The organism is uncultured Victivallis sp., from assembly GCA_944389935.1.
GTDB lineage: Bacteria > Verrucomicrobiota > Lentisphaeria > Victivallales > Victivallaceae > Victivallis.
Genome location: CALXOE010000029.1, coordinates 26,573 through 43,848 on the forward strand (window position 1 = coordinate 26,573; position 17,276 = coordinate 43,848).

13 protein-coding genes are annotated in these 17,276 nt (G+C 60.6%); 3 read left to right on the forward strand and 10 right to left on the reverse strand.

Annotation, left to right across the window (positions count from 1 at the left end; translation table 11 throughout):
• Nucleotides 1–195: 195 nt before the first annotated feature.
• From Q0J85_RS09750 to Q0J85_RS09760, 3 genes are all read right to left on the reverse strand, one after another.
• Nucleotides 196–2,145 (reverse strand): tetratricopeptide repeat protein, encoded by a 1,950-nt coding sequence (locus Q0J85_RS09750; RefSeq protein WP_294480900.1) that lies wholly within the window; start codon nt 2,143–2,145, stop codon nt 196–198.
• The gene (locus Q0J85_RS09755; RefSeq protein WP_294480902.1) at nt 2,120–2,401 is read right to left on the reverse strand and encodes an HPr family phosphocarrier protein; all 282 of its coding nucleotides are present in this window, start codon (nt 2,399–2,401) and stop codon (nt 2,120–2,122) included. The genes Q0J85_RS09750 and Q0J85_RS09755 overlap by 26 nt, the downstream gene beginning before the upstream one ends.
• A 97-nt stretch (nt 2,402–2,498) precedes the next feature.
• A complete protein-coding gene (locus Q0J85_RS09760) occupies nt 2,499–4,235 on the reverse strand; it encodes an ABC transporter ATP-binding protein (protein ID WP_367274631.1) in 1,737 nt (578 codons plus the stop codon).
• 192 nt (nt 4,236–4,427) lie between these two features.
• Between Q0J85_RS09760 and rpmA the strand changes: the two genes are divergently transcribed.
• Nucleotides 4,428–4,682, forward strand: a complete 255-nt coding sequence (rpmA, locus tag Q0J85_RS09765; RefSeq protein ID WP_294480906.1) for a 50S ribosomal protein L27 — start codon at nt 4,428–4,430, stop codon at nt 4,680–4,682.
• A gap of 111 nt (nt 4,683–4,793) precedes the next feature.
• The gene (gene obgE / locus Q0J85_RS09770) at nt 4,794–5,810 is read left to right on the forward strand and encodes a GTPase ObgE (RefSeq protein WP_294480908.1); all 1,017 of its coding nucleotides are present in this window, start codon (nt 4,794–4,796) and stop codon (nt 5,808–5,810) included.
• 8 nt (nt 5,811–5,818) lie between these two features.
• Here the strand turns inward: obgE and Q0J85_RS09775 are convergent, their stop codons facing one another.
• Nucleotides 5,819–7,453, reverse strand: a complete 1,635-nt coding sequence (locus tag Q0J85_RS09775; RefSeq protein WP_294480909.1) for an alpha-L-rhamnosidase C-terminal domain-containing protein — start codon at nt 7,451–7,453, stop codon at nt 5,819–5,821.
• 127 nt (nt 7,454–7,580) lie between these two features.
• On the opposite strand from Q0J85_RS09775, the gene Q0J85_RS09780 reads away from it, so the two are divergent.
• Nucleotides 7,581–8,462 carry an AraC family transcriptional regulator gene (locus Q0J85_RS09780; RefSeq protein ID WP_294480911.1) on the forward strand — a complete coding sequence of 294 codons (882 nt, stop codon included), beginning with the start codon at nt 7,581–7,583 and terminating at the stop codon, nt 8,460–8,462.
• Here Q0J85_RS09780 and Q0J85_RS09785 read toward each other — a convergent pair.
• From Q0J85_RS09785 to Q0J85_RS09810, 6 genes are all read right to left on the reverse strand, one after another.
• Complete coding sequence (locus Q0J85_RS09785) at nt 8,437–10,191, reverse strand: beta-galactosidase family protein (RefSeq protein ID WP_294480913.1); 1,755 nt, start codon at nt 10,189–10,191, stop codon at nt 8,437–8,439. The two genes, Q0J85_RS09780 and Q0J85_RS09785, sit on opposite strands and share 26 nt — an antisense overlap.
• Nucleotides 10,192–10,206: 15 nt before the next feature.
• The gene (locus tag Q0J85_RS09790; protein ID WP_294480914.1) at nt 10,207–11,109 is read right to left on the reverse strand and encodes a peptidyl-prolyl cis-trans isomerase; all 903 of its coding nucleotides are present in this window, start codon (nt 11,107–11,109) and stop codon (nt 10,207–10,209) included.
• 13 nt (nt 11,110–11,122) lie between these two features.
• Nucleotides 11,123–11,686, reverse strand: a complete 564-nt coding sequence (locus Q0J85_RS09795; RefSeq protein ID WP_294480915.1) for a tetratricopeptide repeat protein — start codon at nt 11,684–11,686, stop codon at nt 11,123–11,125.
• A gap of 116 nt (nt 11,687–11,802) precedes the next feature.
• Nucleotides 11,803–15,489 (reverse strand): hypothetical protein, encoded by a 3,687-nt coding sequence (locus tag Q0J85_RS09800; protein ID WP_294480916.1) that lies wholly within the window; start codon nt 15,487–15,489, stop codon nt 11,803–11,805.
• A complete protein-coding gene (locus tag Q0J85_RS09805; RefSeq protein WP_294480917.1) occupies nt 15,489–16,610 on the reverse strand; it encodes a LacI family DNA-binding transcriptional regulator in 1,122 nt (373 codons plus the stop codon). The genes Q0J85_RS09800 and Q0J85_RS09805 overlap by 1 nt, the downstream gene beginning before the upstream one ends.
• A 24-nt stretch (nt 16,611–16,634) precedes the next feature.
• A partial coding sequence (locus Q0J85_RS09810) for a type II secretion system protein (RefSeq protein ID WP_294480918.1) occupies nt 16,635–17,276 on the reverse strand: 642 nt, incomplete at its 5' end.

Genomic DNA, 17,276 nt, shown 5'->3' on the forward strand with positions numbered 1-17,276 from the left:
AGCAAAAAGCATGCCAAGTACAATATTCCCCTCATCTCACGGCAAAATATCGCTCCGTTTTTTTTGCAGAATCGGCAAAAAGCTACATTTTTGTTATTACAATTCCGATCAATTCCATTTTTGTTATTTTACATTTTTTTCCAACGCTCTGCTCCTGAAAAACCGGAAAAACAGAGACCGGATATTACATTTCTGTCATTTTTCTCCGGCCTGCAGACGCTCCAACCGCTCACGGTAAACCTCGAGACGGGCAGCATCTCCCGCGGCCCGACAGGCATAAACGAGATTGCCGAGATACCCGGGATTGCGGGGATCGATCCGATGCGCCCGTTCCAGCAGCGGAATCGCTTCCGCCGGACGCTCCGCAAGAATCGCCGTCGTCCCGAGTCCGTTCCACGCCGGAGCGTGACCGGGATACAGCGTCACAGCTTTCCGGAACATCTGTTCCGCCTCCGGGAAACGCCCCTGATTCTGCAGCAGAAGAGCGTAATTGTAGGGGAGATCCGCGTTGTCCGGAAACGCCGCGACCGCCCGGCGGTAGATCACTTCCGCCTCCGAGAGACGCCCGGGATCCCGCGAAAGAACATTGGCAAGATTCATCCAGCCCTCGACCCGTTCAGGCTCGGCTTTGACGGCCCGGCGGAAACGCTGCTCCGCTTCTTCCAGACGCCCGCTTTTCATGGCGATGCTCCCGAGCAGGTTCTCAAAGCGGCCAGGGGAATCCGCGTGACGCATCGCATATTCCAGCAGCGGGACGGCCCGGTTGAAATCTCCCTGCCGGTAGGCGGCCTCGCCGCAGAGCGAACTCATCTCATCAAGTTCCCGCAGTTCGGTCGTGAAAATCAGCGAGAGCCCGAGAAACGCCGCAGGAAAAATCAATCGCCATTTCCGGTTCAGCTCCGTTGCGCCGACGGCGGAAAAAAGCAGTATTGCCGGAATCATCGCCGTCCGGTAGCGTCCCGACGTGACCGTCAGCACCTGTGCCGCCCACATCGAAAAGAGCAGCAAATAGAAATAACAGCAGCAGCCGCGCCTCCGTCGCAGGCAACGGATGAGCCCGACCCAGGCCAGCGCGAAAAGCGGCAGCGTCAGCCACGAGCCGTAAAAGATCACCCGCGTCCCGCGCACGATCGCATCGGCATCCGCGCCTGAAATCAGCTCCCGCGGACTCCAGACCAGGAACGCCTTTTTCCCGGCCAGCAGCACCGCCCGGACCGGATTTTCGATCCAGAATTTCCCCGCCCGTCCGAGCCAGAGTCTCTCAACCGAAATTCCGCGCGCAGCCGCCTCGCGGTCAGCCTCCAGATGAAGGCGTTCCCACTCCGGGCCGGGACGCAGATAACAGCCGCCCGTGGCGTCGGAGTTATTCCCGAGCCAGAAATTGAATCCGCCTCCGGCCTGCACCAGCACCATCCGCCCCGCACGGGAACTGTTGACGGCCGCGACGGGAAACACGCAGACCGCGATTCCCACGGCAAAAAGCAGCGCGCGGCGCGGCGTCCTGCGGATCACCAGCCAGACGGTCACCGCCGCCCCGAACGCGAGCGTCAGCGGGTGCGTGATCGCCGCCAGACCGGCACAAAGCCCCGCCCCGGCAAAGCAGACGCCCCGCTTCCGCCGCTCCGGCGCGGCATCCCCCGCATAAAGCAGCGAAAGCGCTCCGGCGAGGAACGGCAGAAGAATCGATTCGGAAACCAGTTGCGATTGATGAAACAGCGGGACCGGATAGAGCATCGCAATCGCCAGAAAAGTCCACGCCACCCTTCGCGGAATCCCGGGAATCCGGCAGAGCAGCCGGAACAACAGCAGCCATCCCCCGAGATTCAGCAGCAGCTGCAGCAGCCGGACCGCCGGAACCGAACCGTCGGTCAGCGCCAGCATCCCCGCCAGCACCCAGCTGTACAACGGGGCATGATGATCCACACCGGCAGGGAAAAACGATCCGTTCAGGATCTCGAGCGCGCGCTCGTAATACTCCTGAACGTCAGGCCCGACCGGCGTAATGAAGAGCGGAGACGCGCGGAACTCCAGAAGATAAGCGGCGCGAAGCAGAATCCCCGCCGCCAGCAGAATCCAGAACCAGCCGCGCGCCGGAATCCGTCGCAGAAGCGCCGCCCCCCTACCGGGGAGGGAAGTCAAACTCATTTTCAAACAGGTCGCCGATCCGCTGCAGGGCTTTCTCCTCGTCGGGTCCGGAGACTTTCAGGACGGCCCGGGTCCCCACGGTGAGCCCGAGGGAAATCAGCGTCAGAATGCTGTTCAGCTCCGTCTCCTGCCCGTCCTCCGTCACCACGCAGAAAGTGTGATATGGAAACTCCTTGTTGATCGCATTCAGGATCACGCTCGAAGGACGGCAATGGATGCCGGCCTTGTTCTTAACCGTGAAAGCACGCTCTTTCATCGCCGACTTTTCCCCCCGTGTTCGTGAATATCTATTGTCCGCACTCACAAAATAGCGCCATCCGGGACGGATTGCAAATCGAAATCCGAAAAAAACCTCACTCGAGCCCCTCGAACTGCATATTGTAATATTTCGCATAGAGCCCGTTGAGCTTCAGAAGTTCGGCATGGCTGCCACGCTCGCGGATTCCTCCCGGCGTGATCACGATGATCTCGTCGGCGTTGCGGATCGTGCTGAGCCGGTGGGCGATCACGATCGTCGTCCGCCCGCGGGTCAGCTCCTCGAGCGACGCCTGAATGAACCGTTCGCTCTCGTTGTCCAGCGCGCTGGTCGCCTCGTCGAGAATCAGGATCTTCGGATCTTTCAGAAACACCCGCGCAATCGCGATCCGCTGCTTCTGTCCACCGGAGAGCCGCACACCGCGTTCGCCGGTGAACGTCTCATACCCCTCCGGCAGCGACATGATGAAGTCGTGGATATTCGCGCGCTTCGCGGCGGCGATGATCTCCTCATCGGTCGCGCCCGGCTTGCCGTAGCCGATGTTTTCGCGGATGTTCCCGGAGAAGAGATAGACATCCTGCTGCACGATGCCGATCGCACTGCGCAGTGACTGCTGCGTCACGCTGCGCACATCCTGGTCGTCGATCTCGACGGAGCCTCCGGTCACATCGTAAAATCGCGGCAGCAGCGAACAGAGCGTGGTTTTCCCGCCGCCGGAGGGACCGACGAGCGCAACCGTCCGCCCGGGCGGAATGTCGATGCTGATGTCGGAAAGAACCTCCGCCTCCGGACCGTAACGGAAACTCACGTGGTCGTAACGGATGTGTCCGCGCACTTCGGCCAGCGGTTTCGCGTCCGGCGCGTCGACGATTTCCGGGCGGGTCTGGATCACCTCCATGAACCGCTTGAAGCCCGAATAACCGCGCTGGAACTGTTCCGTGAAGTTGATGAGCACTTCGATCGGATTCAGGAAGATCCCGATGTACAATGCGTAGATCGCGAGCGCCATCGGCTCGAGTTTCCCTTTCGCGATGAAATAGCCGCCGGAAACGAGCACAAGCGTGTAGAGCAGCCCCTGGAAGAAACTGTTGCCGGCGTGAAAACTGCCCATGATTTTATAGCTGTCGGTCTTGGAGTCGAGAAAACGGCGGTTGCATTCGTCGAACTTGCCGCATTCGACCTCCTCGTTCGCGAACGACTTCACGACCCGGATTCCGGAGAGGGAGTCCTGGACGCGCGCGTTCACGGCGGCGATCTTGCGCCGGTTGTCCATGAAAATCCGGTGCATGCGGCGATTCTTGGAGAGACTGAAAACCACCATCACGAGCGTTACCGCAAGCAGCAGCAGCGTCATCGGCACATTCATGAACATGAGGATCGTGAATGCGCCGACGATCTTGAGGGTGGAAATGACAAGATTCTCCGGACCGTGGTGCGCGAGTTCGGAGATGTCGAAGAGGTCGCTCACGAGCTTCGACATCATCTCACCGGTGTTGTTGCGGTCATAGTAGGTGAACGAGAGCCGCTGATAGTGGTTGAACAGATCCTGGCGCATGTCGCTCTCCATGCGCGCCCCCATGATGTGTCCCCAGCTCGTGATGAAATACTGACAGCCGTACCGGATGATGTACATCGCGAGCAGCCCCGCGCCGATGTACCAGAGCGCGCCGAGGATCACCGCGGGTTCCTCGAGAAAAAGCTCTTTGGTCAGCAGATTCAGAATCTGCGGAAACGCCAGATCGATCGCGCAAACCGCCAGCGCGCAGACCATGTCAAAGTAGAAAAGCCACCGGTAAGGGCGGTAATAGCGGACGAATCTCCGGAACGCCTGCATGAATGTCATCGTATCAAAACCTCTTGTGTAATGAGGTAATATACCGCCTCCGGCGCACCTTCGCAACTCCGCCGGACGCAGAAAAAAAATAATTTTTCCGATTGGGATTTGCATTTTCACAAAACTGTGGTATTGTAATTGTTCGACACTTGATGATTGTTGGAAACTTAACATAAAACAGGAATCGACAAAATGGCACATAAAAAAGGTCAGTCCAGCAGCCGCAACGGCCGCGACAGCAATCCGAAGTTTCTGGGAATTAAGGCGTTCGGCGGGGAGACCGTTTCCGCCGGTTCGATCATCGTGCGTCAGCGCGGCACCCGTTTCCATGCGGGGGAGAATGTCGGCGTCGGCCGTGATTTCACGCTTTTCGCGCTCTGCGACGGGACCGTCGAGTTCCGTAAGACGCAGCGCAAGGTCAGCATCGTTCCGGTCGCGGCCGAGTAATCCCGCCATCGCGTACCGAATCAGGCTGAAGTCTGAAAGCATAGCCCCGGAGGATTGTGTTCTTCGGGGCTTTTTCGTGAATGAGGAATCGTCTTTGAGGAAAGGACGGAGATGTTTGTAGATAAAGCGACCATTACGGTGAAAGCCGGTGACGGCGGCAACGGCTGCTGCAGTTTCCACCGGGAGAAATTCGTCCCGCGCGGCGGCCCGGACGGCGGCGACGGCGGCGCGGGCGGCAATGTGATCCTCGAGGCGACGAACAGCGAACAGAGTCTGCAGTCCCTCGTCTACAACCGCCACTATCAGGCGGCGAACGGACCCGGCGGCCGCGGCTCGAACATGCACGGACGCAAAGCGCCGGATATCACACTCAAAGTCCCGGTCGGAACCATCGTGACCGACCGCCGGACCGGGGAATTCATCGCCGATATGGACGAACCCGGCAAGAAAATCGTGGTCGCCCGCGGCGGACGCGGCGGACGCGGCAACCCGCGTTTCGTGACGGTGACCAACCGCGCCCCGCGCGAGTGGGAGCCGGGAGAACCGGGCGAGGAGCGCGAAATCGTCCTCGAACTCAAAACCATCGCGGATGTGGGACTGGTCGGGTATCCGAATGCCGGGAAATCGACGCTGCTGCGCGCGGTGTCGGCAGCGCGGCCGAAAGTGGCTCCTTATCCGTTCACGACGCTGCACCCGGTCGTCGGCGTCATCGAATATCCGGACTTCACCCGGATCACGATGGCGGACATTCCGGGACTCATCGAGGGAGCACATGAAAACGTCGGGCTCGGGCACGCATTTCTCAAGCACATCGAGCGTACCACGCTGCTGGCCTATGTGCTCGATATGGGCGGTGTCGACGGACGCACCCCGTGGGAGGACCTCGCCCATCTGCGCGAGGAACTCGAACTCTATATGCCGGGTCTCTCGAAACGCGCAACGATCATCGTGGCGAACAAAATGGACCTGCCGGGAGCGGCGGAGAACCTCGAACTTCTCCGGGCCGAACTCGCGCATGAACTCTTCGAGATCATCCCCGTCAGCGCGGGGAACGGCGAACTCGGGAATCTGAAAGAGGCGATCCGGCAGGCGGTCGAAGCGCGCCGGAAGTCGCCGTTCGATTTCTGAGCAGCTTCTCAGGGCAGTTCGCGGACCTCCGGAGGAAGCTTCACGGTTCTGCGCACCTTGTTTCCGACCACGCGCAGTGAGAGTTCGATCTCTCCGAACGGGGTCGGCTGCGCTCCCTCGAGCCGCTTGAGCCCGGCCGGTTCGGGGGAGATCCGCACCTGCGTGAATCCCGGGGCGACCGGGCGGATTCCGAGCACCTTTTCCGTGAGGAACGCCGCGGGTCCGCCCGCCCAGCCGTGGCAGAGACTGTGGCGCAGCCCCCGGTAGCAGTGCTTGCCGAAGTCGCCGTGAATGTCATCTTTCCCGGGGACGGGGAGCGAATCGATGCCGAATGCGTTGCGTGTCCAGTCTAGATCGAAATCTTCCCAGAACGTCGTCGCTCCGAAGTCGAGCATTCCGCCCCAGTAGTTGCGGATCACCTCCAGCGCGCCGGCGGTGTCTCCCGCCGCCGCACGGGCCAGCAGAACGAAATAGCCGTAAAACGTGCTGATGCCGCGATCGGGGCGGTTCCGCAGGATCTCCGCATTGAGTTTTTCCGCCTCGGCGACGCCGCCGAGAATCTGCATGGCCGCGGCGATTTTGTTGCCGCAGCAATCCGGGACGCAACTGCGCAGTTTCGACGCGGCGACGCGACAGCGCAGCGCGAGCCGCGGGTCATTCAGTTCCGACGCGAGATCCGCGCCGCAGTCGAACGTCCAGGCAAGCAGTCCCTGAAGTCCGGCATGCTTGATTTTGTCGTCGTCCGCCGTGGACCAGTCGAGAAAACGCCACTCCGTGAGCGTTTCCGCCCCGTCGCTGCCCACGCAGGCGAACAGGCGGTTCAGCAGTCGGGTCAACGTGCCTTTCTGCTCTTTCAGATAGGCATAGTTGCCGCGATAAAGATAAAGATCGCGCTGGCTGATGATCCACCAGCATGAATAGCTCGACGCGCCGTTCATCCACTGGTCTTCGGGAGTATGATCGCGAATGAAGTCGAGACTCTTCTCGATCAACGCGGTTTCGTTGAAAGCGGCGAGCAGCGTGCGGATCTCGGGGTAAAGATCCCCCATCCAGACCAGCCGGTCCCGCTTCACGCCGTCGTAGATGAACTCCTGACAGTTCAAATGAACGGTGTAGACACCGGTCTCCCAGATCCGGTTCAGCCGTTCGTCGTCGGAACGGAAAGCGCCGCGATACTCCCAGTCCCGGTAAATCGCGATCGCATCGACTCCGATCAGAGCGACGGCCCCGGCCTCGGCGGGGACTTCGAGCCGGACGAACCGGAACGCGGTCTGGCCGAAACAGACCTGACCGAGTTTCGGCAGCTGAAGCGTCTCCTGATGAATCGCATGATCCTGCGTCGGCGTCCCGAGCGTCTCGGAAACCGACTCCCCGAACGTAACACGGACGTGCGAAAGTTCCATGTCACCCGTCGTCACCATCAGCGCCCCGTTGAGCTCCACGCCGAAGTCGAGAATGAGTTCGCTCCCCGGCGGCAGCAGACAGATCCGCGGATCGAAATGTACAAAACTCTGAATATGCGGCCGCCCGGTCAGCGCGGCGGAATCCCTGACTCCACCCGACTCCCGGACCACCCGCACCGGCGGAACATATCGGCGGACACGCTCATCCGCCATGGAATTGGCATAGGTGATTCGTTTCATGATCTTTCCTCGATTTACCGGAACAATACCCGTTACGCGCATAAAGTATACGACACAACAGCGCCAAAAACCTTGATTAAATGAGCAATAACAGGTATATTATGATCAAAACAGGAGAAATACCACCATGCAGACCGATCCGATCCGGGTTCTCGACCGGTCAGAAATCATGCCGGACGTACCGCTGCGGGTTTTCCACTTCCGGCAGCCGAACGACGTTCTGCACGTTCATAATTTTCATGAACTCGTACTGGTGCGGCGCGGCAGCGGCATCCACCTTACGGAGGGAGGGGAGTTTCCAATCCGGCGCGGCGACGTGTTTCTGATCCGCCCGGGGGTCATGCACACCTACTGCAACGTCAACGGTCTCGAGATCGCAAATATGCTGTTCATTCCCGCGGAACTGCAGCTGCCGCTCGGAGAACTCGCCGATACGGAGGGATACCATCTGCTCTTTTCGCCCGGCAGCCGCATCCGGAAGTTCCATTCCGAACGCGGCGGCATCCAGCTCACCGAATCGGGAATGCGGCGCGCGGAAGAGCTGATCGGAGCGATGGTACTGGAGCAGCAGCGCCGGACTCCGGGATGGAAATATTTCGTCCGGCTTCATTTCATGACGCTGCTCGGGCTCGTCTGCCGGACCTGCCCGGAAGAGCCGGAAGCCGTCGAGGGGGAATTTGAACGGCTCTCCCGGGTCGTCGATTACATCGAATCGCACTATGCCGAGCCGATCACGCTCGAAACACTCGCCGCGCTGGGGGGGTGCTCCAAGAGCACACTCATCCGGCTGTTCCGCCATGCGTTCGCCAGCACGCCGATCGGTTACCTGCTCGAATTCCGGCTCGAGCACGGCAGGGAACAGCTCGAAAAAAGCGCGCTGCCGATCTCGGAGATCGCCTTGAGGAACGGATTCCCCGACAGCAACTACTTCACCAAACTCTTCCACCGCCGGTACGGCCGCTCCCCGCGCGAACACCGCCGACTCAATCGAGCTGCGGCCGATCGGTGAAAAGCACGGCGGACTCCTTGAGTTTGTGGAGTTCGAGCACGACAACCTCGTTGCGTCCCGGCTTCAGCAGCGGAGCCGGCACGTAGAGCGTGTTGCCGGGACCGATGTTCCAGTACCGCCCGATGTTGAATCCATTGATCCAGACCACACCCTTGACGCCGGGAAACTCGAGGAACGTATCGGCGGGCGTGTCGATCTCAAACTCTCCGCGATGAAATGCCGGCAGATTCTCCGTCTCCCCGAAGGCTCCGTAGCGAACTTGATCGAGGTTGTCGAGTTCGAGATTCCACACCTCGAAATGACTCAGCATCTGCCAGCAGATGCCGACGCCGAGCGGAAGCCCTTTCGGGTCGCGCCCGACCAGCGGTCCGTAGTTGATCCGCCCGAGATTTTCGACGAGCAGATCGAGCGTCGCGCCGTCCGGTCCGACTTCAATCGGGAGAAACCGGTCCGCGTCATTGCGGCCGACCGCTCCGAGATAGACCCCGTCGACGTAGGCCGTCACCCGGTCATGGACTTCCGGGAAGTAGAGCCGGTCCCGGAACGGACCGGTGAGCCGGGTACGGTAATGAATGAATCCGAAACTCTGGCCGCAGGCCTCCATCGTCGGCGGCCGGACCGATTCGTGTTTTTCCGCGAGGCGGTCGAGCTCTCCGAGCAGCGGCGCACTCGCGGTGAGCGCGACTTTTCCGTAGGCGGCCTTGCGCACCGGCTCCGGCGTGCCGAACGGCGCCTCGGGACGATAACGGCGGATCACCTCCTGAAACGCAAAGAATTTCGGGGTCGGATCTCCCCACTCCGAAAGCGGAGCGTCGTAGTCATAACTGGTTACGGTCGGCGCGTAATCTCCCGGCTTGTCGCCGTTTCCGTTCGCCCCGGCGGTGAACCCGAAGTTCGTTCCACCGCAGAAAACGTAAAAGTTGACCGAGGCGCCGTTCCGCAGCATCACGTCGAGTTCCGCGGCCGCATCCTGCGGCGCGCGCGTATGGTGCTCCTCCCCCCAGTGGTCGAACCAGCCGTTCCAGAACTCCATGCAGAAATCCGGACCGTCGGGCCGATACCTGCGGCCATTCGCAAACGACTCTTCCGCGCGGCTGCCGAAGTTCAGCGTCTGGAAACAGCCGGGCAGCGTACCTCCCTGGATCATCCAGTCCTCCGGCCCGTCCGAGGTGAAGAGCGGAACGTCGATCCCGTTCCGCAGAAATGCGCTGCGCATATGTTCCAGATACGGTTTGTCGTTGCCGTAGCTGCCGTACTCATTCTCGATCTGCATCATGATGACCGGACCGCCGGCGGTGTGGAGATGCTTTTTCACTCGCGGCAGAAGTTCGTCGAAAAAGCGGTCGACCGCCTCGAGAAACACGGGATTCATGCAGCGGAACTCCACGCCGGGCCGGGCGCAGAGCCATGCGGGCAGTCCGCCGTTCTCCCACTCCGCGCAGATATACGGACCGGGCCGCACGATCGCGTAAAGTCCCGCACGTTCGATCTCGTCGAGGAACGCCTCCAGATCCAGCATGCCGGAGAAGTTGAATTTCCCCGGCTCCGGTTCGTGCAGATTGTGACAGACATAGGTCTCAATCGCGTCAAGCCCCATCATCTTCGCCTTGGCGATCCGGTCCGCCCACTGTTCCCGGCAGACGCGAAAATAGTGAATGGTTCCGGAAATGATCTGCGTCGGAACGCCGTCGATCCGAATCGCACCGTTGGAAATGATAACCTCGCTCATGTCACCCCCTGTGAATTACTCGATGAAAAATTGAATGTTCGCCTTGCGCAGCTCCTCGCGCAAAAGCAGTTCCAGCGCCCGGCCCGCTTTCTCCGAAGCAAGCTGAAGTTGCAGGTACGGCGCGACCTGTTCCAGCGGGATAAACCGTCCCGGTGTCTTCGATTTGATCTTGATGAGGAAATATGCGTCCTCATTCTCGAGAATCCGGCTCACGGTATTGACCGGCAGCGCCGGATCTCCCTGTTTGAGAATCTCAAGCAGTTCCGCATCCGGAAGCGGCTCCGCATCGGGAGCCGTCTCGGAGGCAACCCGGTCGAAATCCTCCCCCTGAAGCAGCCGGGCCCGGGCCGCTTCCGCGACCTCCCTCGCGTCCGGGCGGCTCTTCTTCACGCGGATCACCCCGAGCTGATACTGCTCCGGCAGCCGGAACTGCTCCTGGTTGATCCGGTAACGCTGTTCGATCTCGACGGGAGAGACGGCGATGACTTCCGGTGCGACTTTGCCGAGATACTCCTGCAGAGCGACATTCCAGCGGAAATGTTCGGACGATGCCAGTTTCCGGAGTTCCCCGCGGACGCCGTCCGGAACTCCCGCCGGAACTGCCTGCTCCAACTCCCGGAGTTTTTTCGCCGCGGCCTCCCCGGATGGCGAGATCCCCTCGGCGGCCAGAAGCCGTCCGAGCAAATAGAAGTAAATTTCGGTTTCGGCCGCGCTTTTCGCAGCTGCTGTCAGCATTGCGCGCTCGCCCTCCGCGGCGGATCGGACGCCGTTTTTCCGCAACCGGGCGACGACCTTGTCGCGCGTGATCACTTCGCCGTTGACCGATGCGACAATTTCAGGGAGAAAATCGAATTCCCCCGCGGCGAAAAGCGGCAGCACACACCCCAGGAGTACAGCCATGACCGACAGCCGCACCATACGAAACTCCCGTCTATTTCCCCGCGGAACCGACGGCCGGTTCGACGGCGTTGCGGGCAGCCTCCTCGCGGGCGACGACGGCGATGCGGCGTTTGTAACTTTCAAGGTATGCCCGGAGTTTCGGCGTCATATTCGATGAGAGGCCGGTCGATGCCGCCGTCAGGGCTGCCGACATCGAAGCGGAATTCTTCGCCTCGCGCAGTTCGCGCAGCAGCATTTCGGCATTGCGCAGCTGCCGGACCCGCGCCCGCTGCCGCGCGAGATCGCGATTGGCCGGATAGGTCTTTGTTCCTTCGTTCAGAGCCTCCAGCGCGCGATCGAGATTTCCCGCATTCACCTCGCTCTGGGCACGCTGCAGAAATGCGTTGCTCTGCTGAATGGTGATGAGTTTCCCGATATATTCGTTGCCGGCATCCATGCGCCGCAGCTTTTCGCCCTGCTCCGAAGCGGCGGCGGCGTCTCCGGCCTGCATGCTGTTGAAGAAGCGCAGAATCAACCCGTTGCGTTCCGACGGCGGAGCCGGATGCGATTTCCCGCACCCGGACACAGCCGCAGCAAGGAAAGCGGCGCATATCATCGTTGAAAAAAGATTCCTGTTCATATCGTATAAGATAACGCCGATTTCCCCGGTTTTCAAAGCCGGAAACAAAAAAATCCGCCGAATCGCAATCCGGCGGATCGGAAATGGTCGTTCTACGGCTCGAAACGCAGATCGTCGACATACGCTTTCACCGCGGTATCTCCACCGTTGAAAAAGAAGAGTTCTCCGCGCAGGTCGGCAACCGTCATGCGGTTTTTCGCCATATTCAGGTCGCGGTCGAATTCGAGCCGGACGCGCGTCCACCCTTTCGTCGCTTCGCCGAGCGGGATCAGGGCGGAACTGCGGCGACTCCAGTCATGGTTCGGCAGAACCAGACGCAGCGCGCCCGGGGTCTCCGACTTCACGAGGAAGCTCACTGCACGGCACTTCTTCGCCGGAACCGCTGCCCGGTCAAACCGGGTGAACACGGCGGAATCGGCTCCCGCCACGGGAGGAGCGAATTCAAACCGCATTGCCGCCGCGCCGTCCGCTACGTTTTCCGGTTCCGCGTCGATCCGGACGACCGCGAATTTCGCCCCGGGTCCGGCGCTCTCCCAGCGGATCGCTCCCGCGCGCTCGTCCCCGGCCGGGACATACTGCGCGGAACGGTCCTCCCCGGCGGTCTCGACCAGAACGGAAAGCAGATTCACCATGGCGGGAAGTTCCCAGTCCGCGACCCCGGCTCCGAGATTTTTCCCGGAACAGCCCGGCATCGAAAGCGTCCGGAACAGCATGCGCTCGATATCGGCGCGGTCATACGGGTGCTGCATCGAAGCGTTGCCCGCAATGCGGCTGTACAGATACGGGGCGCCGGTCCGGTATGCCAGATCGCGGAACTGATCCTCGTAGCTGCGCAGCGATGCCGTGAGCTTCCTGTTCGACCGGTAGAAATTCAGCAGTTCAAACGGCACACCTTTGCTCGTACTGTAAAAATCCTTGCCGTCGACGAAATGTTTCAGCAGCCGTTTGGAGATCGAAGTCGGCCAGAGCGACGGCCACCCCTCCCCGTATCCCTGGGAGACTCCGAGCGGCAGATAGCGCTCCCCCTGTTCCGCCTGTCCGGCATCGGCCATCTCGTGAATGACCGGCGCAAGATGGGGGGGGACCGGGAAGTTCAGCGAGTTGTAGAACTTCGCCTGGTTCAGCCGCGCCCCGGTCGCGACAGCCGCTTTCGCAGCCATGTAACGGCCGAAGTCGGCTTCATCCGGCCGTCCGAGCGCCTCTTTGATCCGCACCATGCCGCACCAGCCGGTGAGTTCGGCGTTGAGCATGTCGATGTTGTTCCCCATACCCCACTCGACCGCGTTCGACGCCATCCAGGCCCAGTCGTTCCCGGTAAGGTAGTTGCTCATGAACAGATCGATGTACGGTTCATTCGACTCGAAAAAGACCGGATCACCGACCATCCGGCTGTACAAACCGAGCGTCTCCAGGAAGATTCCCGCCGTTTCATTCATGTCGTGGAACATCCAGAATCCGTCGTTGTAGCGGACCGGTGCGATGAACGCCATCAGCGTCCATGCCCCCGTGAACGGCTCCTGCCGGTAGCGCAGGAACGTCTTGTACTGGAAGAATTCGATGTCGCGCCGGATGTTGCGGTCGATCTTCTCATTCAGCCGGGCGCGCGCCTCATCGTATCCCTGCACGCCATCGAGATAGGGCTTGAACATGAGATTGCCGGTCACGCCGCCGAGCGTGCGGTGCAGATCGATATAATTCCAGCCCGCGGCCTCGAATCCCGATTTCGAGGAGGTCGCCTCGCGCAGTTCGCGTTCCGGATAGATGCGCTCCTTTTTCCGCTCCACCACGCTGTAGCCGGGCGCGATGTAGAGCAACCGAACCACATTGAGGTGTTCGATGATCCGCTCGAACAGCGCCTTGTTCGCCGCGAGATCGAGCCGCGGATCCGCCGCCGCCACCGGCATGTGGTATTCGACGTCCGGCAGCGGAAGCGTATACTCCGAACGCCGCCCCGGCGCTGCCCGCATCGGCCCGTACAGCGTCGCAAAATCGACGTCCGCGGCGTCGCCGGTATCGACTTTCGCGACCTCGGCGTAAAGCGGCAGCAGCGGCGGCACCGGCGCGATGAATTCGGCCTCCACGCCCCAGTCGTTCGACAAGGTCAGGTAGTCGAAATCGTTGCGGATCGTGACACGCCCGGCCTCTTTGTCGAGCTTGTAACGTTCGACGCAGCCGACGGTTCTGGCCGCGAGTCTCCGGCTCCAGCTCGCACAGCGCTGCGCGAGTTCCTCCGGCAGTGATTTGCGCCATGCGGCCGTCTCGGCGGATGTGTAGTGACGGACACCCGCCAGCGGCATGACCGAGAGATCGATTCCACGTTTTTCAAAGGTGATTTCAAGCCGTTTCCCCTCCATCCTCGCATTGGCGACCCGGCGGTTGAATGTGAAAAGCAGCGGCCATGCGTCGAAGTTTCCCCCGCGGTTCCAGACGAGAAACCAGTTTGAAGCGAGATCCCCGAGGTCGACCGGCCGGCCGGGTTCCAGCACGACGGTTCGGGTGCCGCCGGCGACCGGAAACGCGAGATATCCGAGCATCGGACTCTCGATCGAAACTTGTTTCATATCCGGGTTGCGCAGCAGAACGCCCGGGGTTCCGAGTCCCCAGACGATCTCCGTGGCGTTTCCCCAGCGGCCGCCGATACCGACCATGCTTTTTCCGAGCCAGTTGGCACTCAATGCCGCGAGTTTGCCCGGCTTGTGGCTGCCGGAAAAACTCACGCCGAAATAATCCTGCTCCACATCCCACATCCGGAACGTGTGTTCGGGACGGATGCTCAGAGCATTCACCCGGTCATCGTTCAGCCACCCGAACCGGCCGAAATTGTTGCGGCTGATCCCCTCACGGAATCCCTCCGCATCCGGCGCGGCCGCCCGGAACACCGGAAACTCGCGCGGTTCGGCAGCCAGTCCGAGTCCGTACGCCATGACAAGTTCGGCGGAACTCGGCTTCAACGCGCCGGAATAGGCGATCACCCGGCCCGAACCGAACGATTTCCTCGCGATTTCCGGTGCGCCGTCGGCGGAAGCGGCAAGTTGTTCGGCTCCGTCGGCGAGTTTCACGTTCAGCAGATAGGCGAGTTTGCCGTTGCGGTCGCGTTTTGCACTTTTCGGGTAGAGATCGGCACGATTGAGGACAAGCGGATTCATCGCATCGAGCTGGGCGTTGTTCACGCCGAAGAAGATGGCAATTCCGCCGTTGCGCACATAGGATTCCAGCGCCTTGAACTTCTCCTCCGGCAGCGGGGAATAGCTGGAAACAACCACGCAGTCCGGCCTCCCCGTCTCCGGGAAATTGCGCAGCGGCTCGATGAGATTCTCCGCGCCGTTCAGCCAGAAAGCGAACCCCTCCGGCGTCACACTGTCGAGCAGATAGACGACCCGCCGGCCGAACTCACCGCCGCGCACATGGAATTTCTGCCGGAAAAACTCCCCGGCCCCCGGTTTTGCCGGGCGGATTTCAAGCGTATGCCATCCGGTCCGAAGTTTTTCGACCTGTTCCGGCGCGAGCAGTCGGAAGATCGCAAGGCCGTCCTGTTTTTCGTACTCTTTCACCGTGCCGTCAGCCACGGACCGGTTCATCATGTCAAACACCCGGAACTCCACTCCGGAATCCAGATCACGGGAATCCTCCTTGACTGCATCATAGGTGAAATAGAGCGATTCGGACGGGGTCAGAAAGTGGTCGGTCCGCTCAAACCAGAAACCTGACGGCGTTGCAGCCTCGGCCGCAGCCAGAAAAACCGTGGCGGCAACAGCGGCGAATCGTTGTTTCATCATCATCACATATTCTCCGGGGTTGAGTTGCATCCGTGTTGAATCAAAATGGTCGGGATCTCCATCCGGCAGGGGGCTCCGGAACGGTCGCTCTCCCGCTGCCGGATCAGTTCACAGACCCGGTCGGTCAGTTTCGCATAATCCACGCTGCTGGTCAGAATCGCGGGATGCCAGTGCTGAAACTCACAGAAATCCCCCTCGCCCGAAAAGAGAATCTCCTCCCCCGGACGGAATCCGAGTTCAAGCGCCGTAGCGGCGGCCCCCTGCGCGACAATGTCGTTATGACAGATGACCGCATCGGCGCGGGCCAGAACGTCACGTTCGCGAATCAGCAGCTCCCGCGTCAGGCTGAACTCTCGGAACATGTTGAAACTTCCGCAGTTGCGGGGCGACAGGATCACCCCGGTACAATCGGGATGGGCCGCAAGGGCACGCTTGAATCCCGCGAGTTTCATCTCCGCATCATACCCGTAGTAATCCGGCCGCAGCGCTTTCACGTTGCAGCTCGAAACGAAGATGAAGCTGCGCCGACCGAGCCGGTAAAAGTGGTCGAACAGCATTTCGATCTGCCGATCATTGCGCCAGTAGAGGAAGTCAAACTCCTCCTCCACACCGGAGAAGTCGCCGTGCCGACGGAATTCCGCGGTGGAATAGACCTCGATCATCGGCAGATTGCGGCGGGAGAGTGTGTCGCACAACAAACTGTGAAGCTGCCCGTAGTTGATGACGCAGTCGAGATCGAGCAGCCGGGAATTCCACTGCTCGCGCGAATCCTCGTCAGTCACGCGGATGATCTCCAGCCCCATATTGAGCCGATCGGTCAACGCGACTTCCAACTCCCGCAGAAACCGCTGTACAAGTGGAATTCCCGCGGTGTACAGCACGGGCCGCCTGCAGTCCTCCCCCATCACAAATCCGACTTTCCCGGGGCGGGCGGCCGCGCTGCGCCGGATCAGAACACCGCCGATGTGCGGCCGGTAATTCAACTTGCGCATCGCGGCCCGAACCCGGCCGCGCGTATCGCGGGAGAGCGGGAACACTTCCGTGCCGTTGATGAAATTCGACACCGTTGTGGTCGATACCCCGGCGGTTTTCGCAATGGTATTGATATTGATTTTGGCTTCCATGATGATTCCGCAAAACCGACAAGGTCAGTCTTCATGCTCCGCCTTGTTTGCGCGCCAATGACGCTTTGAAAGCGTTGAATCGGATACCGTCGCACTGTTGAACGAGATGTTTCCGACGTTGCCGCCGAGAAACAGATAAGTCCCTTTCGGCCCGTGCGTCCACTGCCCGGAAGTCGACGATCCCGGCATGGTGAACTCATACTGAAACGCCGCCGTCCCGCTGTAGAACACCATCCCCGAATGCGGCTGACAGATCAGCGAGATCAGCTGAGACGGACGGTTCTTCGTCTTCATGTAAGCCCCCTTGAGGCAGGAGGAATTTGCGTCTGCCCAGAGATAACCGTTGCACCGGTAACTCTTCAGATGCGTGCTGACCGCAAGTGCCGCCTCAGTTCTCTGAATCTGATCGCTCGGGCACTTGAAGAGTTTCGTCACCCGGCCGGAATATTGCGTCAGAGAGTTCACGAGGCGATGTTCCCAGCTGCAGCCGTTGGATTTCGCACTCGCCTCGGGCAGCTGATCTTTGTTGTTGTCGGCATACATCTGGATCTGCAGCCCGATCTGCCTCAGATTGTTCTTGCAGCTGCTTTCGCGCGCCCGTTCCCGCGCCTGATTCAAGGCCGGCAGCAACATGGACGCCAATATCGCGATGATCGCAATCACAAC

Coding starts and splice junctions, on each gene's coding strand:
- Q0J85_RS09750 (WP_294480900.1), bottom strand. CDS start 2,145: ATGAGTTTGACTTCCCTCCCCGGTAGGGGGGCGGCGCTTCTGCGACGG.
- Q0J85_RS09755 (WP_294480902.1), bottom strand. CDS start 2,401: ATGAAAGAGCGTGCTTTCACGGTTAAGAACAAGGCCGGCATCCATTGC.
- Q0J85_RS09760 (WP_367274631.1), bottom strand. CDS start 4,235: ATGCAGGCGTTCCGGAGATTCGTCCGCTATTACCGCCCTTACCGGTGG.
- rpmA (WP_294480906.1), top strand. CDS start 4,428: ATGGCACATAAAAAAGGTCAGTCCAGCAGCCGCAACGGCCGCGACAGC.
- obgE (WP_294480908.1), top strand. CDS start 4,794: ATGTTTGTAGATAAAGCGACCATTACGGTGAAAGCCGGTGACGGCGGC.
- Q0J85_RS09775 (WP_294480909.1), bottom strand. CDS start 7,453: ATGAAACGAATCACCTATGCCAATTCCATGGCGGATGAGCGTGTCCGC.
- Q0J85_RS09780 (WP_294480911.1), top strand. CDS start 7,581: ATGCAGACCGATCCGATCCGGGTTCTCGACCGGTCAGAAATCATGCCG.
- Q0J85_RS09785 (WP_294480913.1), bottom strand. CDS start 10,191: ATGAGCGAGGTTATCATTTCCAACGGTGCGATTCGGATCGACGGCGTT.
- Q0J85_RS09790 (WP_294480914.1), bottom strand. CDS start 11,109: ATGGTGCGGCTGTCGGTCATGGCTGTACTCCTGGGGTGTGTGCTGCCG.
- Q0J85_RS09795 (WP_294480915.1), bottom strand. CDS start 11,686: ATGATATGCGCCGCTTTCCTTGCTGCGGCTGTGTCCGGGTGCGGGAAA.
- Q0J85_RS09800 (WP_294480916.1), bottom strand. CDS start 15,489: ATGATGATGAAACAACGATTCGCCGCTGTTGCCGCCACGGTTTTTCTG.
- Q0J85_RS09805 (WP_294480917.1), bottom strand. CDS start 16,610: ATGGAAGCCAAAATCAATATCAATACCATTGCGAAAACCGCCGGGGTA.